Source organism: Leptospira tipperaryensis (assembly GCF_001729245.1).
Lineage (GTDB): Bacteria > Spirochaetota > Leptospiria > Leptospirales > Leptospiraceae > Leptospira > Leptospira tipperaryensis.
This window is the reverse complement of record NZ_CP015217.1, coordinates 1,878,623-1,902,980: the sequence shown is the minus strand read 5'-3', so window position 1 is coordinate 1,902,980 and position 24,358 is coordinate 1,878,623. Positions and strand designations below refer to the sequence as shown.

The following is a 24,358-nucleotide window of genomic DNA, read 5'->3' as shown; positions in this document are numbered from 1 at the left end:
TTTTGTCAGATATCGAGGGAAAAATGCTTTCGAATCTTTTGAACGGCTCGGTGAGTAATCACCTTGATATTGGACTCGGAAAGTCCGGTTTTTTCCGAAACCTCTCTCACGCTCATTCCGTCGAGTTTGAGATGTGTGAGAATCTGTTTCTGTCTTTCGTCCAAAACGGAAAGCCACTCCTGCAAGATTTCCCGCGCCTTTTCCGGTTCATCCTGTTCGATCGGTTCCGGAGAAGCGAAGAGTTCGAGATTTTCGGTCGTAAAATAACGGTCTCCGACCTTTCTTTTTCGGAGATAGTCGATGGTCTTGTATCTCGCGATGGCAAAAACCCAAGGAGCCGGATGACGTTCCGCGCGATAAGAATCCCGAGCCTTGTGAAGTCCGATCAATATTTCTTGGATGAGATCTTCCCGGTCTTCTGCGTTGTTAATACGGGGAATCAGATAGGAACGAAGGACACCCGTTACGAGTCTGAGAAATTTTTCATAGGAAGCCTGGTCTCCTTCTCGAGCCTTGGCGATAAGAATTGTGCATTCTTCCCAGATTTCTTTTTTAGCTGACATGTAACTAACTGCTTGCGACCTTCGAATATAGAAACAGTTGAACCCGATTTCCTTCCAGCCTGAAGCAGGAAGAAATTATTGTCCAACCATTCTTTAAAATTGGAAAATTTCCAATATTATAACTTAGAATATGTTGAGTAAAGAAGAGAAAACCGAATCCTTAATCCAAAAAATGGCGGCCGAGCCCCCATCCAAAGAAAACCTTTGGGGCAATTTCGTCATGTTGCTTCCTATTTTTGCAATCGTTTTCATTCTATTCTTATTATCTCTTAATCCGATTACGGCTCCTCTAATTCACATTCCAACTTTGTTTCCTGATTTTTTATGGATTGCAATCGTAGGAATCAGTTCGTTTTGGATTCTTTCTCAATTGAGATTTCCGGAGGAATCTTTTTCGAAATCTTCTAAACTTCCGATCCTTCTGAGTTTCATTTGGGTTCTTTACTCCGCGGGTTTATATGCCTGGGATATCATTGCAGATCACGAGTTCAGTCATCACATAGGTCGTTGTTCGGCGATCATATTTATTTCAAGTCTCGTTTTTTGCGGGAGCGGTTTATATCTATTTAGAAAAGGAAAACCCGGAAATCCGGTTTTGAGCGCGGCGGTTCTTTCGGTCTTTAGTCTTGCCCTTGCAAACTTTTGTCTTAAATTTGTCTGCGGAGACCAGTCCTCATATCATATCCTTTTTTCACACGGGCTTCCGAGTGTGCTTCTATTCTTGATCGGCTCTCTCGCATTTAAGAATATTCTAAAGTGGTAATGTTTTACGATAGAATCAGTCGATAGGGTTCCGATTTAGTCTTTTAAGAAAAAAATAAGAAAAAGTCGGAAACGTTCGAATAGGAGCTAAAAACCCCGTAGGAACTCCGACATTATAGTGTAGAAGTCGCGGCGGCCCCGCCCTGATTTTGGGTGGAGGGGTGGGTGGTGGAAAGCATCCGGAAACTTTTCTCTATCAGAAAAACGGGATTTTGCAAGAAAAATTCCATTTTGTAGGAGCTCTAACAAAGGACAACTCTCGCTTCAATTCCCTCTCAACTTGTTGATAAGAAAGTTCCGATCTTGAACGAAAAAAAGGCGGCAGGAAGAATCCGAAGCTCCGTACATTAAAAAACCGTATATTCTCAACGATAATTCTTTAGCAAATGCTTAGTCGGAAAAAGTTGGATTCGATTTCAGATCTAATTTCGATAGCTCTTATTTGTTCCGACAAAGTAACTCTGAAAAAATTTGTTTGCAATAAAACTCTGGCACTTCACGACAAAACGTTTCGTGATCAGAATCCATCTCAGTGGCGTCTGGGCGAAAGCGTTCCCAACCAATCCATCCCGAAGCAACCGCACTCTGTTTCGAAGATTATAAAAATTCCCAGGCGGTTCGGAAGACTTTCTTCTCTTCGGCAAATTGAATGAGTTTGGATAAGAACGGATCGCCGGAAAGTGTAGAACTATCCCCGAAACAAAGCAAAAGATCCTTCGCCCTCGTCATTCCCACGTTGATCCTTCTGGATTCTTTTAAGAACCCGGATTTTCCTTCTTCATTGGAACGGACAAAGCCAAGAAGAATACAACGATTTTCTCTCCCTTGGAAGGAATCGATCGTTGAAACCCGAATCTTCGTAAGATTTGCCTCTTTCAGTTTTTCGGATATCAATTTCACTTGAGCGCGATACGGAGAAAGAATCGTAATCTCTTCCTCGGGCCAACCGACTTCGCTTAACAAAACGCAGATTCGAATCTGCAGATCGGCTTCGAACGGATTTGTCAAACTGTCGTCGACGGAAACTTCCTCGCTATCGGTTCCGGCGGTATCGATCCATTGGAAAGAATGGAGAAACGGAAAGTCTTCGGGAAAATTAGAAGTCCTTTCTTCCAGCGGGCGACCCGATTTCAAAAGGTTAGAATAAAACTCTTGGGAAGAAAACTCGGCAATTTCATCCTTCATTCTGTATTGAGTGTCGAGAAGGAAAACGCGTTCGGATTCTGCAAGTCTCTCAGCGGCCTTTTCAAACAAGGTCACTTCCAGTGCATTCTTCTCCGAAAACAAAGTGGGCGGCAATTGTTTGTGGTCTCCCGCGAGAATCACTCGATCCGATTTCAAAATCGGGATCCAAGAGGCAGGTTCGAGCGCTTGCGAACACTCGTCTAACACACAATAGTCGAAGAATCGTCCTTCCAAAATTCCTTTCGCCGAAGCGACTGGAGTAGATACGATCACTGGATGTGAAGAAACGAGACTGTCGATTAGTCCGGCTTCAATCGTTCGAATCGTTTTTTTGAGTTCCTTGACTTCTTGAAAAAGAGACTTTCTTTCTTCTCTTTCCTTTTCTCCAAAGTTTCTTTTGTATTTTTTTGCTTGTTTGGAGATTTCTACAACTTCCCTTCTGTATTCGCTTAACAATTTACCGTCGGGATGATGAAACAATTTATAGTCCAATGTCGAATGAAGAGCCGTCTCAGAAACTCTGGCGGGATGTCCGAGTCTCAATACTGGAATTCCTTTTTCGGAAATGGATTCCACAAGAAGATCGCAGGCAGAATGTGTCGGAGCGGAAACGAGAATTTTTCTTTCTTCCGCAACGAGTTGACTTACTATTTCGGTTAATGTTGTAGTTTTCCCGGTTCCGGGAGGACCGTGGATGATCGTGACGTCTTCGGAAAGAACGGCGTGCAACACAGCATTCTTCTGAGATTCGTTCAGACGAGAATTCATTCTTCCCTGAACTCGAGTTTTATCCGCTTCTCGCAGGGATATCTTATCCGCTTTTCCATATCCGAGAAGAAGTTCACGATTCACATACAATCGACTTCCTTTCTTAGCGTCGGATACGACTTCCAAGGCACGAAACATTTCTTTGTAAGAGGTTTCGTCCGGCAAAAGATCGAGATGACACTTTCCTTCCTCGGCCCATTCCGGCACTTCATCGATAGCGATTCGTATTCTTTCTTTATGAAGGGAAACGAGAATCGCGCGCGCACGATCCTCTTCTTTTCCGATTTGAATCGGAGCGCCCGATTGAAACTTAGAAGGATATTCTTCCTGATCCGGAAATCGAAAGGTAAGAATCCAACTTCCGTCTCGACCGATGGCTTGTTCTTCGTATACAAGAGGGTATAACGTAATTCCAAGCTGAACTCTATCTTGCAAGGAACGGGAGAGCCAGTCTTTGGAAAAGAGATTGTCTTCTTCTTTTTTTTCCCGTTCCAGTTCTTTGCGAACGGCTTCCAGTTCGTCGAGAGAACCGGAAAATTTTTGTTCCTTCAAAACCGATCCGGAGATAGGACTACGATTCTGTAGACCTGAGATTTTTGATCATCCCTGGTGGGAAGACTTTCCGCAAATTGGATCGCACTCGCAAGCGTAGTCCCCGTTGTTGTGCCGGCGAATATTCCTTCTTTTTGATAGAGATCCGATTGATAGAGAAGCGCTTGTTCCCGATCCACACCCACGTATTCATCCACAATCTTCGGATCAAAGGATTCAGGAAGATGAATGGAAGCTTCCTTTTGAACCATCTTTCTTATGAATCTTGATTTCTGACTCACGCCCATGATCACCCGAATCGAAGACTTCTTGGATTTCAAAAAACGACCCGCTCCGGAAAGCGTTCCTCCGGAACCACCTCCCGCGACAAACGCGTCCACGTTACCCGCGAGGTCTCTCCAAATTTCAGGGCCTGTAAAAAGATAATGCGCGTTTGTATTCGCCATATCCTTGTATTCGTTTAAGATTACTGTGTTTTTTTCTTTCTCTTTGATCTCTCTCGCTTTTTTCAAAAGAGCCTCGTCCCAATTCCCCTTTGCTTCGGGAAGAATTTCGACGTGAGCTCCAAACGTCTGGAGATCCTTGATCTTTTGAGGGTCGGTGTCCCCGGCGACCAAACAGCGAAATTTATATTGGCGAATCGTACTGATCCAGGCAAGACTGAGCCCTGTGGAATTATATCCGGGTTGAATGATCTGTCCTCCCGGTTTCAATTCTCCCCTTCTTTCGGAGGAAAGAATCATGGAAAGAGCCGTTCTATCCTTCACCGAGCCGGTGGGATTGCAGAACTCCGCTTTGAGGTAGAATTCCACATTGGGAATATGAGAACCGATCTGATTCAAACGGATGAGAGGAGTGTTTCCAATCATCTGGAGAATGGTTTCTTTAACCGGTTTTGCTACGCTGAGTTCCCGTCCAAACGATTTCTGAATGTTATTCAGAGCGCCAAGGAAACTGTTTCCAAACTCGTCAATTGAACGGGAGATTTCATCAAACATATAATTTGTGCAGAATTATATAGCGTACAACCAAGGTTCAACTTCTTTCTGCTTTTTTTCAAACTCTCCGATTTTGGATTCGTGTTTGAGAGTAAGCCCGATATCGTCCAGCCCGTTGTAGAGACAGTATTTCCGAAAAGAATCGACCTCGAAAGTGTATACTTTTCCGGTAGGTCCGGTAACGGTTTGTTTTTCCAGATCGATCGTAATCTTGGCTCCCACGTTAGTGGAAACAGCCTGAAATAACTCTTCCACTTCTTCGGATTTTAAAACTACTGGAAGCATTCCGTTTTTAAAGCAGTTGTTAAAAAAGATATCCGCGTAGGAAGGAGCGATGATACAACGAAAACCGTAGTCTTCCAAGGCCCAAGGGGCGTGTTCTCTGGAAGATCCGCAGCCAAAGTTGTCTCTTGTTACTAGAATGATAGATCCCTTGTAACGATCTTGATTTAAGGAGAATTCAGGATTGAGTTTAGTCCCTGCGTCATCCAGATATCTCCAGTCGTGAAAGAGATGAATTCCAAAACCGGTGCGCTCGATCTTTCTTAAAAATTGTTTTGGAATGATCTGATCGGTATCTACGTTCGGACGATCCAGTAACGCCGCGATTCCACTGAGAGTTGTAAATGCTTTCATAGTTCTAAATTCTTTCCCTTATTTCCAGTTTCGGATATCCACGAAATGACCTTCGATCGCAGCAGCCGCAGCCATTTCCGGTCCTACGAGGTGAGTTCGACCGCCCTTTCCTTGACGACCTTCGAAGTTACGATTGGAGGTGGAAGCACAACGATCTCCGGGTTCGAGAACGTCGTCGTTCATCGCAAGACACATGGAACAACCTGGATTTCTCCATTCAAAACCTGCCGCTGAGAAAATCTTATCCAGACCTTCTTGCTCCGCTTGGCGTTTGACCCTTCCGGATCCGGGAACTACGATTGCCTGCACTTTGGAAGAAACGGTTTTCCCTTGGATAGTAGCCGCCGCCGCTCTCAAGTCTTCGATTCTAGAATTGGTGCAAGAGCCGATAAAAACTTTGTTGATCGTTACTTCTTCGATCTTTTGTCCCGGTTTGAGATCCATATATTTCAACGCGGATTCGATTCCGATTTTTTCAACGGGATCGGTCGCGTCTTTTGGATCCGGCACAACTCCCTTTATGGAAATCACTTGGCTCGGAGAAGTTCCCCAACTCACCATAGGTGCGATTTCGTCTGCGTGTAAAATCACAGTGGTATCAAACTTCGCACCTTCGTCTGTGACGTAGTGTTTCCATTTTTTAACCGCGAGATCCCATTCCGCACCCTTTGGAGCAAAGTCTTTTCCTTTGATATAATGGAAAGTGGTTTCGTCCGGTGCGATCAGTCCGGCTCTCGCTCCCGCTTCGATCGACATATTGCAGATCGTCATACGAGCTTCCATGCTCAAAGCTTGGATCGCGGAACCGCGGTATTCGATTACGTAACCGGTGGCCCCGGCCGTTCCGATCTTACCGATGATCGCAAGAATGATGTCCTTTGCCGTAACCTTATCGGAGAGTTTTCCGTCTACGCGGATCTCCATGGTCTTCGCTCTTTTCTGAACGAGGGTCTGGGTCGCGAGGACGTGTTCGACTTCACTGGTCCCGATTCCAAACGCAAGAGCTCCGAAAGCGCCGTGAGTGGAAGTATGAGAATCTCCGCATACGATGGTCATCCCGGGATGAGTCAGACCCATTTCCGGAGCGATGACGTGAATGATTCCTTGATCCGGATTTTGAAAATCATAAAGACGGATTCCGTTTTCGTCGCAGTTTTTTTTCAGAGTCTGCATTTGGATCGCGGAGATCGGATCGGCGAGACTCATGTCTCTGGTTCTTGTGGAAACGTTATGATCCATCGTAGCAAAGGTTGCTTCCGGACGACGGACCTTTCTTCCTGCGATTTTGATTCCTTCAAAAGCCTGGGGGCTGGTGACTTCGTGGATGAGGTGACGGTCAATATAAATGATATACGATCCTCCATCCAGTTCCCCGACTAGATGGTCTTCCCAGATTTTTTCGAACATTGTCTTCATTTTGGATTCTGTCTCCCCGAAAGAAATTCTTTCGGAATTTGTGGATTGGATGGATTTCTCGGAAGGAGAAAGAGCGCATCCGTCTGTATTTCCATCGTTGGGAAATCGGGTCTTTTCGTCTACCCGGATCTATTCTAAGCGATCTGGATTGAATTTGGAAGAATGAAAATTCTATCTCGCGCGAAAAACAAAGACCGTCTTTCCCAGACTGATCTCGTCAAAATCATAGAGGACCCGAGGTCTTAGAACCTTCTTCCCGTTGAGATAAGTGCCTGCGTCCGAAATGAGATCGTAGAGCACGAATCGATTTTTGATCTTTCGGATTCTCGCGTGGAGTTTACTCACGTTCGGATCGGCAACGAGGACGTCCGAAAATTCTCCAGCGCCCAAGGTTGTTTCCGCCTTTCGAATCGGAACCTGTTTTCCGGGAGTTCGTCCTTCCTTTTGAATCAGGGTCGCGAGATCGTATGCTTCGGCCGCTTCAAACTCGGATTCGTTTACGGGAAGAGAACGAGCCACGTAAACTCCTTCGGGATTCGCATAGGGAGAAGTATGAAACTGATCTCCATACATTCTCTGATAGACTTCTCGTTCTTCTCCTCTCGCGTGAAATCTACGTTCGGCTTCTCCGTTGGAAGGACTCAAGGCTTCTTCGGGTTCTTTTTCTCTTTTGAACAAAAGTAAAAGCCCGATCAAAGTGAGAATGAGTAAGAATCCGATGGTGGGAAGAAAAACTCCCGGACTCAAAAAAACAAAACGAAGTTGTTTCATCGCGCCTGGTTTGTAATTGTATGTAAACTTTCCGCCTCGACTGGATTCCCAATCTCCTCGCAAAAAATCACCTTCTCCTTTCCAAAAATCGTCTTGAAAGGGAGAATCATACTGAATCAGAGCCGGATGTTTGTGAAAGTATTCCAAGTCGGTCAAAAAGCGGGAAACGGAATCGGGAGCATCCAACTCATACAATTCTCCGCCGTAAATTCGAACGAGCTCTTGGTTTGCGAAATTGCGTTTTCCTAAAACCTGAATCGGAAGACCGGAAGTGGACAAACCTTGTCTAAGCCCCGGAGGAAGTCTGTAGTCGAAATCGGAAACCAAAAGTGCAAGATAGGATTCTCTTGTTAAAATCGTATTCACTTTTTGGAATACAAGATCCAGGTTGACTCCCGTGTTCCGATTGCTGAGAGAACCGGGAACCCGCGCTTTGAGAAGCGCGGCTTGTCGATCCAGATCTTTTTCTACAACGAGGAGATCGTCCGAAAAAAAGATAAAACTAAAATGATCTTCGTCGCCACTTGCCTGAACGATTTTTTGAAGCAGACGTGTGTTGAAATTATTTTCTTCCAAGCTCGTTCCGGACTGAACGAGAAAGACCGTATGAACGGATCTCGATCCTTCTTTGCGAGAGATTTTAGGTCTGAGAACCGTACGGTTTTCAGGACCTCGAGATTCTCGGATGAGAAAGTTTTCTCTTTCCATTGGAAATTGTTTTTTATCTCGGATCGAAAGTTGAATGGATGGAAACGAGGACGCGTCGATTTCCTCCATTATAAATGGGGATTTCTGGGCAAAAATCGGAAAGGTAAATAAAACCAGTGTTAGGAGGACTGCATAACCCATCATTCGCTCGAGTAGTTTCTAAGATCAGCTTCCCTGTTCAAACAGTTTTTTTCCATATTCGGAACTCGGATTCAATTCTCCGGATTTTCCTCGGGAAACGACCTCGGTCCATTCTCCTTGATACAAGATACTCATAGTATCGGCCAAAGCCTTTACGATAGAGATTTCGTGGGTGATAAAAATCAGAGAAAGGTCCCTTTCCTTTCGGAATTTCATAAGAAGTTTCAAAGCCTCCGCTTCGCTGATCGAATCCAAAGCCGCAGTCGGTTCGTCAGCGACGACGATCTCCGCACCGGAATAAACAGCCAGAAGAATCAGGATTCTTTGTCTTTCTCCTCCGGAAAGATTTCCGGGGAGTCCGTCAAACGCGCGTTTGGGGTCGTGAATATAAATGGATTCTAAAAGTTTGAGGATTTTCTCTTTCTGGGCCCATTCTCGGTTGGTAAGGGAGAATGCTTCGAGGATCTGAGAACCGGTCTTTCGATAGGGATGAAACCCCCAAATCGGATTCTGCGGCACCAAGGCGATCTTTTTGCCGCGAAGGGGCTGCCATTCTCTTTCCGTAAAGTAACGAGCGTCCGTTCCCAGAAATTGAAAACGGTCGGATCTCTGAAAAAGTTCTTTGTCCGTCATTCCCAAAAGACAAGAAGCAAAAGTCGACTTCCCGCTCCCGGATTCTCCTACGATACAATGGACTTCGCCCTTTTGCAGGGAAAAATCGATTCCTTTGAGAATGTGATGACCGGGAGTGGAAACCTTCAGATTGGAAATTTCGATGAGGGTTGATTTCACAAATCAGGGTTATTCCAGATTGAAGAGGTTGAATTCAACGATACTACAGAGGATATGTCCGATCAGAATATGAGATTCTTGGATTCTTGCGGTCACCTTACTCGGAACGATCACGTCAAGGTCAGCGAGGTTTTTCATCTTACCGCCGTCTCCGCCTAACAAGGATATGGTTTTGACCCCTCTCGTTTTCGCTTTTTCAAGAGCGAGAAGAACGTTCTTGGAATTTCCGCTCGTGGAAAGTCCGATGAGCAAGTCCCCTTTTCTACCGAAGGCTTCGATTTGTCTGGAGAATACTTCTTCGTAACCGTAGTCGTTCGAACACGCGGTCAATACCGCGGAGTCTGCCGAAAGAGACATCGCAGGAAGCGCCTTTCTTTCGTTTCCGGATTTGTAACGAACCACGAGTTCGGCGGCGATATGAGAAGCGTCGCAGGAAGAACCTCCGTTCCCGCAGAGAAAAACGGTGTTTCCAGTTTGCAAAACTTTCGAGACCAGATCGCCCGCTTTCGTAATATCTTCTAAAATTAAATCGATTAATTTCTGTTTGGTGGAAATAGAATCTCGGATCTGACCGAGAGCAATTTCTTTGATATCCATCTTAGGTTGTACCTCTTTTTTTCCGTATCTGTTCCAACACTCGGAAGAATTCCGTTTTTGCTTTTTCAAAGTCCTGAAGCGAAAGATTTTCCGTGTAAGGAGAATTCTCTTTTTGATTTCCGCTCACGTTTAAAAAATACAATTCGTCCGAGACGATCGACTTTAATCTCTTTGTAGAATTAGATTGAAAGAATTGTTCGAATTCCGGTCCCATGTAGACGAGAAGAATTCCCAAAAGACTCGGTTTCAAACGCATAAGAATCTGTTGTTTCCAGATCGCTTCCCAGTTGTAAAAGTCCTTCCAAGATTCTTGCGAAGAACCCGATTCTCCGTATAAAATTTTTAAGTCCTCGGCGATTCCTTCGGGTTGAAATCGGGAGAAAACACTTTTTAGATCCGTGTGTTCGTAGGAAAGAATTCGGTTGAGTTCAGCTTCCGGAACAAAAACCACCCCCGAGATTTTTTCACCCTGAAGACTTAAAAAATTTCCGGTGGAAACAACAAGCGAATACTCTCTTCCGTTTTTTTCCTTTCCTTCGAAGCGGAAAAGTTTGGGACCATTCTTTAGAATTTTATAATATTTTGTTTCGTGAACGACGCCGCTGCTCTTTTTCCGCGTTACAAAAAAACGATCAGCCTTTTCACGAAGTTCGGAAAGCTCACGTTTGTATCCGTAACTTTCTCTTACCGGAGGAGCCTCTTCGACGTGACCCTTTTTCTTTTTTCTACTTCGAAAGAAGGAAAGGATTTTTTTGAAAAACGACTTAACTCCCATAACCCTCTTTTACGTTGGAAGGTCTTTCGATGATCTTCTTCTCAAGCTCGTATTGTTTTGCGTCTTTGAGAAAGGTGGAATAAGCGGAAGAAACGGCGATGACCCAGCCGGGAAATCCATCTAAGAATCCGAACTTAAAAAAATAAGTTTCTATAAATTTAGAGAACGGTTTGTAGATCGTGCGAAGAGCTGAGAATTTTTTACCCTTTTTTTGTCTCGTCATTGCGACGATGGAAGAAAACTGATTGATAGTATTCACTTGATGAGTGAGATCTCGAAAGCTATAATGAATGATATCGCCTGAAAGTTTTCCGCCCTTTCCTTGGATGCTGATATAATCGTGCGGATTTTCTCCGACCCAGACCGCGTTTCCTTTTTTAAAAATACGATAACGGAACTGAGGATACCAACCGGAGTAACGGATAAATCTTCCGAGATGAAACGTAAGACGGGATACCTGAAAGCCGCTGCGGTCTTCCTTCTTCTCGTCTTGTTTGAATTGCAGAAGCGATCTTTGCAGTTCCGGAGAAACTCTTTCGTCCGCGTCCAGAGAAAGAATCCACTCGAACTTACAGAGCTCGATCGCGTCGTTTTTTTGTTCGATATGGCCCTTGAATTTTTGTTTGTAGAATCGAACCTGCGGATACGACTTTGAAATTTTTTCCGTACGATCGGTGCTGATCGAATCGAGGACAACGATCTCATCCGCGATGTTCAGACAGGATTCGATACATTCTCCGATATTTCTTTCTTCATTGTAGGTAATGATAGCGACTGATAATTTTTTGCCCTTGGAGGGAAGAGTGGAGTCGGTTTTTTTTTCCGTTTTCTTTTTCTTGGCTGGAATTGTTTTTCCCATCTGCTTGATTGATTCCCGGAATCAGTTCTTTTTTCTAATGGTAGAATGAATTCTTTCTCTGTCATTGGTTTTTTAAGGGAATTTTTAAGAACTTCCGAGGAGCAAAATTTGAAAGAAGGATTTGTAAAGAATGGGGAGAGGCTTTCCCTTTTTTCACTCTGTTTGTTTCTGCTCAGCTTTCCACAGTCCGTGAGCGTCTCGCAGATTTTTGCGGGTCTTACGATTGCAACGACTTATCCGCTCCTTTATTTCAGAAAAGAATATCGGGAGGATTGGAAACGAATTCAGAGTTTCTTTCTGATCTTTTTAGGAATCTATCTTTTAGCCCTTCTTTCCTCTCTGATCCAGGCAGAATCGTATCAGCCTTTTTTTAAAAAGTTTATCAAACAGTCCGAGTTCGGTGACTTCTGGATGCTCCTTGTTCTTCCGGCTTCTTATTTGATCGTTTCCCAGGAAAAAAATCAAAGGATTCTTAAAAACTTTCTCTACGCTTCTGCGGTAATCGCGATCCTTCTGGGTTGTATCAGTCTTTTTTCGGAAGTAAGAATCGGAAAGTTTGTCTCCAACGGATTTCGTTACGCTCCCGGAGATCGACTCCAACATTTTTCGGGGAATTTAGGACCGATCAAACTCTATCTTCCCATTGGAATGATGAATACACACCTAACGTTTGGCGGACTTTTGGGTCTGATTCTTCCGGGTCTTCTTTTGGATTGGTTTCGGAAATGGAAAGAAAATAAGAATATTCTATTTTACGCAAGGACCGCGCTCCTCGCCGCAGGATGGATCGTTCTTTTTTTTAACCAGAGTCGTTCGATCTGGTTGGGAGTGGTCGTCCTTCTCGTCGTAGCCTTGTTACACGGAACCTTTTCTCTCAAAAAAAATCTACCGAACTTTTCGACAAAAACAAAACTCATGGCCGGCCTTTTATTTCTCGCAGTCCTACTTTCAGCCACCTATCTTTTTCGAAACAACTGGCTGATCCAGAGATCGATTTCTCAAATATTCGAAGTTCATAATACTGAAAATCAGAGATACTATATCTATAAGAATACGATTCCTCTGATCCAAGATCATACCTGGATCGGGGTCGGGGGTGGAAACTACAAGGATTCTCACTGGAAAGAATCTTCAAAGATGATCGAAGGCCAGGAGCAGCTCTGGTATGAACTCTATATCACTCCGAGAGGACACGCTCACAACGATCTCCTTCATTTCATCGCCGTAGGAGGGATTTTTGCCGGAATTTTATTTTTATGGTTTTGGTGGAAGTTATTCGACGGATTTTTTCAAAAACGACCCGATGAAATTGGGAGCTTGTCGATTTTGACGATCGGGATTTTTAGTCTTTTTTCCGCTGGTTTTTTTCAGTGTTATCTTTTGGACGACGAGGTGCTCCTTCCCTTTTTTGTTTTTTGTGGAATTTTTTTAGGAGGACTTCGAAATCCTTCTCTACCATCCAAAACCGAAAATACATTCGAAGATTCTAAAACACTTTCTCAACTTCCGATCTTTCGGAAAATTTTCCTGAAAACCGCAGCCGCCGTCGGGCTTCCACTCCTCTTCTATTGGCTTTTTTGGATCCCTCGCCTAAATCTAAAACCTCTGGACGTCTACAATCGAAGAGTCAGAGCTTCCGATCTCAATCTCGTAAAGACAGTTCAGAAGAATATTCTAAAATTCGAATCTTCTCAAATCCTGAATCAAGACTTCGATTCGAACCTAAACGTTACCCAGGCGTCCCTCCCGTTTCAAGTGGAAGGTTGTCTGACGCACCGTTATCCAAATCCACCCGTCCCGAGAGTGATTCCGTTTAGTTTTGAGATCTACGTCCCTGAAAACGCGACTAACGTCCCCAAAAAAGCAAGGATTACGATCGTTTCAAGAGATTCTTTTAACCAGGACCAACTCTACTGGGCGCAAGGGGAAACGGATTTGGAAACCATCGAAGTTACCTTGAAGCCGGGTAAGAACGAGATTCTTATCCCGAATTCTTTGCTCCATACATATCCGAAAGAATTTCCGGACGGTGTGTTTTTCCGAGACTTTAGAATTTCATATCTGGATTTTGAAAAAGAAGGGAAAGTGGATTTTCCAAAATTGTATTTTGGAAAAATTTGCGATGCGGTGATTCCACAAACGCAGTAGAATCGTTGCAAACGGGAAACCTTGGTACCTGGAGCGAGACTCGAACTCGCACGAGATTGCTCTCACAGGATTTTAAGTCCTGGGTGTCTACCATTCCACCATCCAGGCAGATACAAAGTGACAGGCGTCGCCCGGATTCGAACCGGGGATCAAGCTTTTGCAGAGCCATGCCTTACCACTTGGCCACGACGCCGTTAAAAGGTATGATTTTAAGGGAAAGTATGATGTCAATAGAAAAGTCTTTAGAGCGGTCTTTGAGCTTCGATTTACTTTCTCAAGCGGATCGGTCGCGAGGTTTCGTCCCGAACGAAACAGGTTCCTATGAGTGAAAGAAGGACTTATTTTTATCAGTTAGACGCGAGAGGCCGTCTCTTTCACGAAGGGACCGAATTGAACGATCCTCAATTTCTTGATTTTTTTATTTCCAGAATTCAGAAAAACAAAACCGGACTTTATCCCGAGTTTCCGTATCTTTCTCTTTGCGTCGGAGAATGGAATTTTATCCAACCGTCCACTTCTGTCTTTGTATTTCGGAAGTTGGAATCCGGAAAACTTTTCTATTCGCCCAGTCATTCGCTTCCCTTCCAACCCGATCAATTGAGAATCTATCGAAATTCCTTGGTACATCCTAGCCCCTTAGAAGAATGGGGATCTTTTTCTCAGGAACTTCTGCTCGAAATTTCAAAAAACATCTTCGAAAAAGAAAACACTTTCTATTTTCAATACGAGGACAAAGAATTTCAAATCCGGATTCTTCCCTAAACGAAATAAGACGGCTCCATTTGTTCTTGTTCGATTCGAGTAAAAGCCAAACCAACTCCTCGAATCCACCAACAACTTCTACTTCAAAGGGCAATCTAAATTTGAACCAAAATTTTATCCCGTCAAGTTATCAACTCACAACAAAAACAAGATTGGAAATAGAAAGTTTCGAGCAAAGAATGAAACTTTAATTAATTTGAATATTCAATTATTAAAATTCGTTTTTAAAATTCAAAGCTCGGTTTTATTGAATTCTTCTTGTCCCAAATCCGGAAGCCGGAAACGATAAGCCACTTTTTTAAAAAAGGAGGCAAAATGTTATCACAAGAAGATTTAGGCGAATTGAGCGGCCCCTTATCGATTAGCATCGCGACTAGAGATTCAGATCTCAGACCACATTTCGCAAGAGGATTTGGAATTCGGTACAACGAAGAAAAAACTGAGATGACCGTATTGATTCCCCAAGTGGTCGCGGAAGCTTGTTTAGAGGACATCCAAGACAACGGACTGATCGCAACGACAGTCGCGCACATGTCTTCTTTCAAAACACGGCAGTTCAAAGGACGGGTAAAACAAATCAACGATTGTTCGGATTCCGATTACGAATTGATGAGAAGGACCCGACAAGCCGGTTCGGACACGAGTACCCTATTCTTTGGTCCGACGGCGGGAGAAGGCTGGGGAAAATACATTCTTAAACCCGCGGTCGCGATCACATTCGAGATTTCCGAACTCTTTGAACAATCGCCAGGAGCCAAAGCAGGAGAAAAATTAAAATGATCTTAGAAAATATCCAAGTTTGTTTGCAAGGTGTGGTTCCGAGTATCATGGTAACTTCTTCCAAAGAAGGAATTCCGAACGCTACGATCGTAAGTCAGGTTTATCAAGTCGACGATCGTCACGTTGCGATCTCCAACCAATTCTTTGGCAAAACTCATAAGAACGTCGTGGAAAATCGACACGCCATTCTTCAAGTTTTGAATCCAGAAAATCTCGAACCGTGGGTTCTCGAAATTTATTATCAGAGAACGGAAACGGAAGGTGATTTGTTTGAAGCCATGGAAATGCAATTGGAAGCAATCGCGTCTATGTCCGGTATGAGCGACGTATTTAAACTCAAGGCCGCGGACGTATTCGAAGTTCGTTCCGTGAAAAATCTCGCCGAAGCGAAGGAGACCTAATCGTGCCGAACGATCAGGAGATTGAAGACTTCAAAAAACAATTTGTCGAAAACCAAAAAGGAATCGAAGACTTAAATCAAAAACTCCATCGCAAAACGCGGGAAGTCGAAATCATTCAATCCATTTCGGCCGAAATTTTAAACACTCTCGACCTCGACAAAATTTTTGAAAGAATTATGAAAGTGATGGATGAGGTTTTCGGTTTCAAACACGCGCTGATTCTGATGGTGCAAGAAGGTTTAGAAATCCTGAAAGTAGTAGCCAGTCGCGGTTATGACGAAGTCGGGATCGGTGCCAAGGTAGAATTTGGACAGGGAGTGATCGGCGTTGTCGCAAAAAGAAAAAAGATCATGCGTATGGTGGGAATTTCAACCCAAATGCGTTATGCGGGACAGGTGGGTCAATCCATGGGAATGGAAGAAAAGAAAATCGAACTTCCCGGTTTGAAAGACGCCAAAAGTCAGATTGCGATTCCACTTCTAGTCAAGGAAAAATTGCTCGGCGTATTCGCGGTCGAAAGTTCGGAAATGAACGCCTTCAAATTGTTAGACGAAATGATTCTGAGCATCGTAGGGAACCAAATCGCAGTCGCGATAGAAAACGCCGCCGCGTACCACACCCAGCAGCAACTTTCGGAAGCCTACAGCCGTTTTGTTCCGAAAGAAACTCTCGCGCTCTTAAGCAAGCGGTCGATCTTAGAAACCCAACTCGCGGATCAAACGGAAGGTCTGATGACCGTGATGTTCTCCGATATTCGAGGTTTTACGACCCTTTCTGAAAAAATGACCCCGAGTGAAAATTTCAGATTTATCAACGATTATCTTGGAATGATCGCGCCCGTAATTCGAGAACATCACGGCTTCATTGATAAGTTTATCGGGGATGCAATTATGGCGATTTTTCCGACCCGAGCGGAGGACGCGATTGAAGCGGCTTTAGCAATGAGAAAAACGCTACGACAATTCAATCGTTTCCGAAAGAATCAAGATCAAGAAGCCGTCGATATCGGAATCGGAATTCATACGGGTCATCTGATGCTCGGAATCATCGGGCATGAAAATCGAATGGAATGCACCGTAATCGGAGACAGCGTAAATCTCGCGTCTCGCATCGAAGGTCTGACCAAACAGTTCGGATGTCCTATCCTTGCGAGCGAGGTAACGATTGCTTCTCTAAAAGATGCAAATCAATTCCCTCACGAGTTTATCGAAGAAGTTACGGTGAAAGGAAAATCTCAGGCCGTAAAAATTTACAAAATTGGGAGTGAAGATTGATCATTCCCATTCGATCGTTCCCGGAGGTTTGTTCGTTAGATCAAAAAAGACGTAACGAATTCCGGGAATTTTGAGGACTTCCGTTTTGATTTCCTGTAAGAGTTCTCGTTTCATCGGAAAAAAGTTAGCCGTCATCGCTTCTTGAGATTCCACCGGGCGAAGGACGATACTCTTTTCATTTTCTTTTTCGCCGATAGGAAGAAGAACCACGGGCATCTGCCAGATTTGATTGTAAAGTCCCGCTTTGAAGATCAAAGACTCTACGATAAAATCCGCTTCTCGGAGAAGATCCGAACATTTCTTATCCAGTTGCATTCCTGTAAAACGAAAGGTCAGATTTTTCACGTCCTTCTCAAAAGGAAGAAGAACGACACGATTGATAAAGGAGAACTGATTGGAAAGATGAGTCGCAACTCGATCGAGAGTTTTCCAATCCGTATCGATGTCGTTTAACACCGCGCAGTTGGCGTAGGATCTACGATCACCCTTTACACCGACGCTCGCGACCGGAAGAATTTTTCCTGAAAGTCCGTTTTGAGTCGAAAGATAGGCATCGATTTCTTTTTGATCTGCGTCGGAACTCGTTTTTTCCACGGCGAGCATACGAACTACAAGACCTGGGCCCGGAAAGGGATGACGACCCACCCACTCCGATTCCAAGCCGAGAAGAATACCCAAGTCCCGAACTTCATCCTTATAAAGATCTCGAATCGGTTCGATCACCTTTCCTTCTTCGATGAGTTTTTGAATCGCTTCCACTCGGTTATGATGTGTTTTAATCGTATGAGAATGTTTGGTCCCGCCGGATTCAATCGTGTCCGGGTAGATCGTTCCTTGTCCGAGGAGCCAATCCCCGTGTTCCAAATCTAATTCCTTTACGGCGCGATCCCGCGCTTCCAGAAAAAGATTTCCGACAATTTTTCTTTTTTCTTCGGGATCGGATTTTCCCATTAGACTTTCGTAAAATAGATTGGATTCGTCTCTCACCGTTAGGTGAATATTTTGTAACTTGAGTTTTTCTTGAAGAGGAAGGACTTCACCCTTTCTCATAAATCCGGTATCGATTAAAAATCCCAGAACTCTTTCGGTTCCAAGAGCCTTGCAGAGAAGAAGATAGGAAACCGTGGAATCAACTCCGCCTGATACGAGCATGAACACTTTTTGTTCCGGCTTTACCGTCTTTTGAATTTCTTTGATTTTTTCCTTGAGGAACTGATCGATTCCCCAAGTGCGCGAAGCTCCGCAGATTTCTATAAAGTTATCAAGAAGAACGGAACCCTTTTCGCTGTGACTGACTTCAGCGTGGAATTGAATTCCAAAAATTTTCTTGGAAGAATTTTCTACAACCGCGTATCCGCAGTCTTTGGAAGACGCGATTCTTGAAAACCCCTCGGGAAGTTTTACAACCTCGTCCGCGTGATTCATCCAGACCTGTTCTCCACCCACGAAATTCTTCAGTAAAGAATTTCCGTTGGAAGAATGAAGCTCTAAGGATGCCGGTCCGTATTCTCCCGTACCGGAACGTTCGACAACTCCACCTAAGAGCTTCATGATGAGTTGATGACCGTAACAAATTCCTAAAACAGGAATTCCGAGTTCAAAAAGTTTTGTAGTGATTGTTGGAGAATCCGGTTCGTAAACGCTTTCGGGTCCTCCGGAAAGAATGATACCTGCGTATTTTTGATATTGAGAAAGCGGTTCTTCGTTGGAAAGAATTTCCGTATAAGCGCCGAGTCTTCGAATCCTGGATGCAATCAGGTGGGCGTACTGCCCTCCGAAATCAACTACGGCAATTTTTTTTTGGATTTCCATTCCACCCCTCTGAGAACTTTGATGCAGAATCGGATTCAGGAAAAAGAATTTTCCTGGGGGAAAGATTGAAAAGTCTGGTCATGAAAGGAACAATCCATGGAAACAATCAATCCAGAGACCTACGACGGAAGACAAGATCATATCCCGGCCCTAAAAACTCCCGAAATCGAATCTTTCACCAATGTTTACGAGGGAAAGGATTATACAATCGATTTTACTGTTCCAGAGTTCACGGCGGTTTGTCCTAAGACCGGGCTTCCCGATTTTGGAATCATCGAAATTTCCTACGTTCCCACAAACCGATGTATCGAACTCAAATCTTTTAAAGAATACATTCTTAGCTATAGAAACATTGGAATCTTTCACGAATTCGTCGTGAATAAAATCTTAGATGATTTAATCAAAGCGATCGACCCGAAATATCTAAAAGTGATCGGTGACTACAATCCTCGCGGCGGAATCAAAACCATCGTAACCAGAGAATATAAAAAGGCGTAATGGAATTCCGATCAAGATGGATTCAGTTACATTCTTAGGTTATATCGCTTCTCTTTTGACCACGGTTTCCTTTCTTCCGCAACTCATTCGAATCGTTATGGGCGGAAGCACCAAAGACATTTCAAGAAACATGTATCTCGTCTTTGTGATAGGCGTCGTGTTTTGGTTTATCTACGGTTGTCTCAAACAAGACTTCCCGATCATCCTCGCCAATATATTCACATTTATTTTTACTTCGATTATTCTTTATTTTAAATTGAGAAACGACTCGAGAGGCGAATGAAAGAATCCTAACTTTTTGTCGTAGCTACGACAAAAATGAAACGGTTTTTCCTTGTTGAAAAAGATTCATTTTTGTGGTAGAGAAAAGTTTCCGGAGTTGTCCCACGAACCCGCCTCCTCCACCCAATTCAGGGCGGGGCCGCCGATTTTCACAACAGAAGTAGGAACTACGACGGTTTTTGGTAGACAATAGAATGAAAATCAGAAGTTGTGTATGCGAATCAAAATTCAAGAATCGCATACAATTAGAATATTTAGTTACTTAATGATTGAAGCCCATTCAGATTCATTAAAAACTTCTTTTGCTTTCCCGATTAACCTTTGTTTGTCCGCATCTGTAGATTCAGCTTTTTGCAAAAAGCCTGCATACAATAAACTGCGCTCATATGTACTGCTCTCCGTAGAAGTCAAACTGTGAGCGCGATTTCCAGCGTCTACCCGAGACCAAGCAGCATCGTCTTGACTTGAATTTGTTGTAAATTTACCCGCATAAACGAATTCGTTCTTGTTCACTTTGATAACGATCTTCGCGATAGAATCCTTATCTAGATAATGAATCACAGGCGTATCGTTTTGATTTTGCTTTGCGGAGCCTGCTAAAAGCACTGTGTATGTTCCAGGTTCAGCATTTATCAAATAAACATAACCGTTCGCAGTAAAGTTACTTTGGAAAATTTTAGGAGTGGCTTTCTTGTCTTTGGGATCCGCTAACTTTACAAAAAGAACTTCCGATGCATCTTTTGAAAAAAAAGCAATCGGCGCTTGTAAAACGAAAGAAATCGCTATTATTGAAAGGTCAGCAGAACCTTTTTTCTTGAGAGTTTCAGGTAAAGAAACGCAACTAATGGCTGTCATCAAAATTAAGAACGAAATCAGTTTTTTCATGTTTTCCTTAAGAATATTTTGAAATTTATATCAGGTTTTAGACCAAATCCCTTTTTTTCAAACAAAATCTTTAATCATAGTTAAAAAGCGGATCCAATGATACTAAATACTTAATCTTGATTTTCAAGTTTAGGAGGAAAAATCAAGATTTGTAATCAAAAGCTTTAACCTTCAATTACAAATCACCCGCGACGAAAACTTAAAAAATTAATTACATAACTCACTCCATCCTCCGAACGATATGATCCGTATCGTCCGAGATAAGAATATTATAACCGTCCGATGTGATTCCAAACGGTGTCCCGAAGGATGCGGCCGTGGTCGCAGAGCCCGGGCAGGGAGCAGCATAATGAATTCCTGATATGGTTCCTGATTTTCCCACACAACCTGAAATCGTTCCCGTCGGATTGGGAGCCGTAAGACTTATCGTTCGAATCAACCCGCTCCCTCCGTCGGTAACATAAAGTTTGGAACCGTCCGAAATCAAACCCGTTGGGGCAGAGAAAGCGGCGCTTGTTCCAGTCGTTGCGTCATAAGAACCGGAATTGCCGCCCGCAAGAACGGAAAGAGTCGATGAAGAAAGATCTAATTTTACGATCGCATCCGCATCCGTGCTCGCTATAAAAAGAGAGTTTCCTTGCAGATACAATCCTTTTGGAGAATTCAATTTGGTTGCAGTAGCGGAACCGTTTCCGATTCCGGCAAGCCCAGTCCCTGCAATCGTCGTTACGCTTCCAACTCTTTGATCAATCATTCGAATTCTATGATTTCCCGTATCCGAAACATAGATCTTTACGCCATCCACAGAAAGATGATTGGGTTGATTCAATTTTGCGCCTGCAATCGGACCGTCCAAGAAACCGGATGTATTTGCCGGCACCACCGTGGTTATAATTCCGGTTCCTAAATCGTATTTTACAATGGTGGAAGAATTCTCGCCACAAGCATAGACATAGACTCCATCCGTCGCGACTCCCCTTACGTTATTGAATGTAAAAAGATCGGACACATTCCTTGTAGCAATTTCAATTGCCCTAACTTTGTTATTCAGGTTATCTGCCACGAAAATAGTTTTCCCGTCCGTCGCAATATGGTTTGGAGCATGGAAGCTCGCGGTGTTTCCGTATCCATTGGAAGAACCGTTGATTCCAACCTTTCCTGCGAAAATTGAACCAGTGAAAGGCGCCTGAACTTCCATGTTTCCAGTCAGAAACGAAAGATCGGACAGGATAGAATTGCCTCCTGATATCAATCCGCTATTTCCGGTCTGGCAATGCACTCTAACGTCCGTTATATGAGAACTTGCAATCGTTCCATACATCATCGCTAATTTACAAAACTGTGAAAATGGAGTGGCTGTAACCGAAAGATTGAAATTCTCCGAAGCAGCTAAACCCGCCGGCATCGTAAAACTTCCATTAGAAGAAGCGGTATAAGTGTCTCCGTTGACCAAATTCTTAATCGTTACGCTTCCGGATAAGCCGGTAATCGTTCCCCCGACACTGTATTGATTGACGCATGAAATGGAAGGATTACTCACGTTGGCTCCGGCCACGGTTCCCGATCCGGAGGTCACGCTACAAAGTTGCAAAGGACCACTCGGCTGATTGGAAACGCTTACGGCATAGGTAGATCCGTCTGCAATCGAAGTCGGAAAAACAAAGGAAGAGCCCGAAGCGCTGATCTCATCTCCCGAATTATTCTTAAGTTTCAAACCGGTTCCTGACAAACCCGTAATACTTCCTCCGATCGTATAAGCAGTCGTGGAACACGTTATGGTTATACCCGTAATATTTGCCGACGCAATTGTTCCGGCTCCTGAGCTTACCGAACAGGTCTGATTTGGCGAAGTCGGTTGTTGTGAAACGGAAACAGAATACGCGGCGCCGCTCGCAATAGACGTCGGAAACGCGAAGGTGGATCCGGTCGGAGAGATTTCATCCCCGCCGTTGTTTTTCAATTTTAATCCGGATCCCGACAAACCCGAAATACTTCCGCTTACCGAATAGGAACTAGTGGAGCATACTACGAGTACATTTGTGACGTTGGAAGACGCAATCGTTCCGGTTGCATTAGAAACGGAACAAACCTGTGCAGGAGAGGACGGATTGGTTGAAACCGAAACCGAGTAACTTCCACCACTCGCAAGGGACAAGGGAAACGTAAAGGACGCACCGGAAACACCGATCAAATCCGTTCCGTTATTCAATAAAGCCAAACCAGTACCGGATAAACCAGTCACGCTTCCGCTTACAGAATAAGCCGAAGAAGAACAAACGACTTGAACGTTTCCAATGTCTCTCGAAGCAATCAAACCGGATCCGTTGGTTACGGAACAAGTCTGACTCGGAGCCACCGGATTTGTAAAAACGGTAACGAGATAAGTCCTCTGATTTTCAAGCAGGGTTTGAAATTTAAAACTTCCACTCGCAGAAACGACTAACGTTTCTCCTCCGTTCAATTGTAACGTAAGTCCTGTCCCGGTAAGACCGGAAATCGAACCGGAAATTGAAAATGGTCCCGACCCAATTACGGAGGTAATCGGAAAACCAAAAACTCCCTTGAAAGAAAAACTCTGATCCTCTCGATTTCCCAAACAACCTGAAAGGAATAGAAAGGATAAGGTCAACGGTAAGAAATAGAATCTAAAAAATCGCATTGGTTTCTCCCAGGGAAGTTCTTTCATTGGTTCTTGAAAGGCTGGGATACTATACTCAAAAAGAAGAAAAGTTTAAATCATTCTTATAAAGCACAAGTCGCTACTTTATAAGACTCTTATCTTTCGCAAGGAAACTGAATCATTTCGTTCTTATAAAAAGCGAAACTCATTCTCGATGCTAGCTACTTTGAAAAAAAGGCGATTGATAGAAAGAATGTCAAATCTACCCGTTTTGTTTTCGGTAAAATCGCGGAGCCACCCCCACTTCCTTTTTAAACGTTGCGTTAAAGACGGATAAAGAATTGAATCCACTCTCATAGGCGATCGTAAGAATCGTTTTTTCTTTTTGATTGAGGAGTAAGTCCTTTGCCTCTTGGATACGATACGCATTCACAAAGGAATTAAAATTCGTATTCAAATGTTGATTTAAAAGTTCCGAAAGTTGATGCGAGGAAATCTCCAATCTTTCCGCCAAAGATTTAAGACCTATACTCGGATCCAAAAAAAACTTCTCTCTTTCCATGATCGAAACTATCTTTTCCTTCAGAACTTTCGTATCCAGACGATTCAAAGTGCTCTTCTCGTATTGAAGGCGTATCATCGTTTCGGAAAGAAGATTGAAAGTGATCGGATAGATCTGACTTACAAAAAAAGTATAAACGATGATACAGGAAAAAAGAAAAAGAAGAATCTGATACAGTTCTAAAAAGTAATCCTGAAATTGAAGCAGAAATCGAGTTCCTATAAAGATACTTACAAAGGTGGAAAAAAGGGCCATAAGAAAGATAACAAAGATATGCAGAGGCCATCTGATTTTTAAAAAATTCCCTTTAAAGATCTTAAAAAAACTGACTGCCAAAACGATTAAGTAAGCAAAAGGAACAAAAGAAACGATATAGTAGAGTGCGTTGTAACGACTCTTAAACTCGGAGCTGAGATCCTGAAAAGAGGGATTTCGAAAAGAAACAAAGATCGTATCGCAGAGATAATAGATCAAAAAAATCAGAGAAGGCAAAAGGTGAGCAAAAATCTTTCGATCGGAAAACTGCCGAGCTCCGATCAGCAGATTAAAATAAATAAAGAGAGAAGGACCAATGAGAAGAATAAAAAAGATCTCAACGGCATAAAAATGAGAATAATCCAACCAGAACTGACGGATGATAAAAAAACCTTTGAGCTGAAAGACTCCCATCGAAGTAAAAATGCCGAAAAGAATCCAATTTCGGGCCACGCAACCTTTTAGAATTTGGACAAGGCCCAGCATAAAGGAAAGAAGGGAGCCTAATAAATAGAAAGTATTTAGCATTTCGGCGTCTCTAAAAAAGGGAAAATTG

General features: G+C 43.4%; 21 protein-coding genes, 2 tRNA genes and 1 pseudogene. 8 read left to right on the top strand and 16 right to left on the bottom strand.

What is annotated here, in order from left to right:
* Positions 1-5: 5 nt before the first annotated feature.
* Positions 6-563, bottom strand: a complete 558-nt coding sequence (locus tag A0128_RS09025; protein ID WP_069607202.1) for a sigma-70 family RNA polymerase sigma factor — start codon at positions 561-563, stop codon at positions 6-8.
* A gap of 130 nt (positions 564-693) precedes the next feature.
* Here A0128_RS09025 and A0128_RS09020 point away from each other — a divergent pair, with 130 nt between their 5' ends.
* On the top strand, positions 694-1,326 hold the full coding sequence (locus A0128_RS09020) for an NrsF family protein (RefSeq protein ID WP_069607201.1): 633 nt from the start codon (positions 694-696) through the stop codon (positions 1,324-1,326).
* 596 nt (positions 1,327-1,922) lie between these two features.
* Here A0128_RS09020 and A0128_RS09015 read toward each other — a convergent pair.
* The 9 genes from A0128_RS09015 to A0128_RS08975 all read right to left on the bottom strand — a co-directional run bounded on the left by A0128_RS09015 (position 1,923) and on the right by A0128_RS08975 (position 11,523).
* Positions 1,923-3,830 (bottom strand): AAA domain-containing protein, encoded by a 1,908-nt coding sequence (locus A0128_RS09015; protein WP_069607200.1) that lies wholly within the window; start codon positions 3,828-3,830, stop codon positions 1,923-1,925.
* A complete protein-coding gene (locus tag A0128_RS09010) occupies positions 3,827-4,828 on the bottom strand; it encodes a PLP-dependent cysteine synthase family protein (RefSeq protein ID WP_069607199.1) in 1,002 nt (333 codons plus the stop codon). Before A0128_RS09010 ends, A0128_RS09015 begins: the two co-directional genes overlap by 4 nt.
* Positions 4,829-4,843: 15 nt before the next feature.
* A complete protein-coding gene (leuD, locus tag A0128_RS09005) occupies positions 4,844-5,464 on the bottom strand; it encodes a 3-isopropylmalate dehydratase small subunit (RefSeq protein WP_069607198.1) in 621 nt (206 codons plus the stop codon).
* 18 nt (positions 5,465-5,482) lie between these two features.
* Complete coding sequence (gene leuC, locus A0128_RS09000; RefSeq protein WP_069607197.1) at positions 5,483-6,880, bottom strand: 3-isopropylmalate dehydratase large subunit; 1,398 nt, start codon at positions 6,878-6,880, stop codon at positions 5,483-5,485.
* 171 nt (positions 6,881-7,051) lie between these two features.
* Positions 7,052-8,503, bottom strand: a complete 1,452-nt coding sequence (locus A0128_RS08995; RefSeq protein WP_069607196.1) for an FHA domain-containing protein — start codon at positions 8,501-8,503, stop codon at positions 7,052-7,054.
* Positions 8,504-8,524: 21 nt separating this feature from the next.
* Positions 8,525-9,292 (bottom strand): ATP-binding cassette domain-containing protein, encoded by a 768-nt coding sequence (locus A0128_RS08990; protein ID WP_069607195.1) that lies wholly within the window; start codon positions 9,290-9,292, stop codon positions 8,525-8,527.
* 9 nt (positions 9,293-9,301) lie between these two features.
* Positions 9,302-9,889, bottom strand: coding sequence for a D-sedoheptulose 7-phosphate isomerase (gmhA, locus tag A0128_RS08985; RefSeq protein ID WP_069607194.1), 588 nt, complete (start codon positions 9,887-9,889; stop codon positions 9,302-9,304).
* A gap of 1 nt (position 9,890) precedes the next feature.
* A complete protein-coding gene (locus tag A0128_RS08980) occupies positions 9,891-10,664 on the bottom strand; it encodes an LBBP_01157 family protein (RefSeq protein WP_069607193.1) in 774 nt (257 codons plus the stop codon).
* Entirely contained in the window at positions 10,654-11,523 is an 870-nt protein-coding gene (locus A0128_RS08975; RefSeq protein ID WP_069607192.1) for a glycosyltransferase family 2 protein, read from the bottom strand. Before A0128_RS08975 ends, A0128_RS08980 begins: the two co-directional genes overlap by 11 nt.
* 108 nt (positions 11,524-11,631) lie before the next feature.
* Between A0128_RS08975 and A0128_RS08970 the strand changes: the two are divergent.
* Positions 11,632-13,452: pseudogene (locus A0128_RS08970) on the top strand (O-antigen ligase family protein); the annotation flags it as partial.
* Positions 13,453-13,693: 241 nt separating this feature from the next.
* Here A0128_RS08970 and A0128_RS08965 read toward each other — a convergent pair.
* Positions 13,694-13,779, bottom strand: a tRNA-Leu gene (locus A0128_RS08965).
* A 14-nt stretch (positions 13,780-13,793) separates the two neighbouring features.
* Positions 13,794-13,864, bottom strand: a tRNA-Cys gene (locus A0128_RS08960).
* Between the two features lie 128 nt (positions 13,865-13,992).
* On the opposite strand from A0128_RS08960, the gene A0128_RS08955 reads away from it, so the two are divergent.
* The 4 genes from A0128_RS08955 (at position 13,993) to A0128_RS08940 (ending at position 16,888) form a co-directional block, all read left to right on the top strand.
* Positions 13,993-14,433, top strand: coding sequence for a DUF4505 family protein (locus A0128_RS08955; RefSeq protein ID WP_069607191.1), 441 nt, complete (start codon positions 13,993-13,995; stop codon positions 14,431-14,433).
* A gap of 315 nt (positions 14,434-14,748) precedes the next feature.
* Positions 14,749-15,213, top strand: a complete 465-nt coding sequence (locus tag A0128_RS08950) for a hypothetical protein (protein ID WP_069607190.1) — start codon at positions 14,749-14,751, stop codon at positions 15,211-15,213.
* Positions 15,210-15,614 (top strand): pyridoxamine 5'-phosphate oxidase family protein, encoded by a 405-nt coding sequence (locus A0128_RS08945; protein ID WP_069607189.1) that lies wholly within the window; start codon positions 15,210-15,212, stop codon positions 15,612-15,614. The genes A0128_RS08950 and A0128_RS08945 overlap by 4 nt, the downstream gene beginning before the upstream one ends.
* Before the next feature lie 2 nt (positions 15,615-15,616).
* The gene (locus A0128_RS08940; protein ID WP_069607188.1) at positions 15,617-16,888 is read left to right on the top strand and encodes an adenylate/guanylate cyclase domain-containing protein; all 1,272 of its coding nucleotides are present in this window, start codon (positions 15,617-15,619) and stop codon (positions 16,886-16,888) included.
* Here the strand turns inward: A0128_RS08940 and guaA are convergent, their stop codons facing one another.
* Positions 16,889-18,700: a glutamine-hydrolyzing GMP synthase gene (gene guaA / locus A0128_RS08935; RefSeq protein WP_069607187.1), complete on the bottom strand. Its 1,812-nt coding sequence runs from the start codon at positions 18,698-18,700 to the stop codon at positions 16,889-16,891.
* Positions 18,701-18,796: 96 nt separating this feature from the next.
* Here guaA and queF point away from each other — a divergent pair, with 96 nt between their 5' ends.
* Positions 18,797-19,198, top strand: a complete 402-nt coding sequence (gene queF, locus A0128_RS08930; RefSeq protein ID WP_069607186.1) for a preQ(1) synthase — start codon at positions 18,797-18,799, stop codon at positions 19,196-19,198.
* 16 nt (positions 19,199-19,214) lie between these two features.
* Positions 19,215-19,481 carry a SemiSWEET transporter gene (locus A0128_RS08925; protein ID WP_069607185.1) on the top strand — a complete coding sequence of 89 codons (267 nt, stop codon included), beginning with the start codon at positions 19,215-19,217 and terminating at the stop codon, positions 19,479-19,481.
* A 257-nt stretch (positions 19,482-19,738) separates the two neighbouring features.
* Here the strand turns inward: A0128_RS08925 and A0128_RS08920 are convergent, their stop codons facing one another.
* From A0128_RS08920 to A0128_RS08910, 3 genes are all read right to left on the bottom strand, one after another.
* Complete coding sequence (locus tag A0128_RS08920) at positions 19,739-20,365, bottom strand: hypothetical protein (RefSeq protein ID WP_069607184.1); 627 nt, start codon at positions 20,363-20,365, stop codon at positions 19,739-19,741.
* A gap of 220 nt (positions 20,366-20,585) precedes the next feature.
* Positions 20,586-23,024, bottom strand: coding sequence for an NHL repeat-containing protein (locus A0128_RS08915; protein WP_156781808.1), 2,439 nt, complete (start codon positions 23,022-23,024; stop codon positions 20,586-20,588).
* A 223-nt stretch (positions 23,025-23,247) separates the two neighbouring features.
* On the bottom strand, positions 23,248-24,330 hold the full coding sequence (locus A0128_RS08910; RefSeq protein WP_069607182.1) for a helix-turn-helix domain-containing protein: 1,083 nt from the start codon (positions 24,328-24,330) through the stop codon (positions 23,248-23,250).
* Positions 24,331-24,358: the final 28 nt, after the last annotated feature.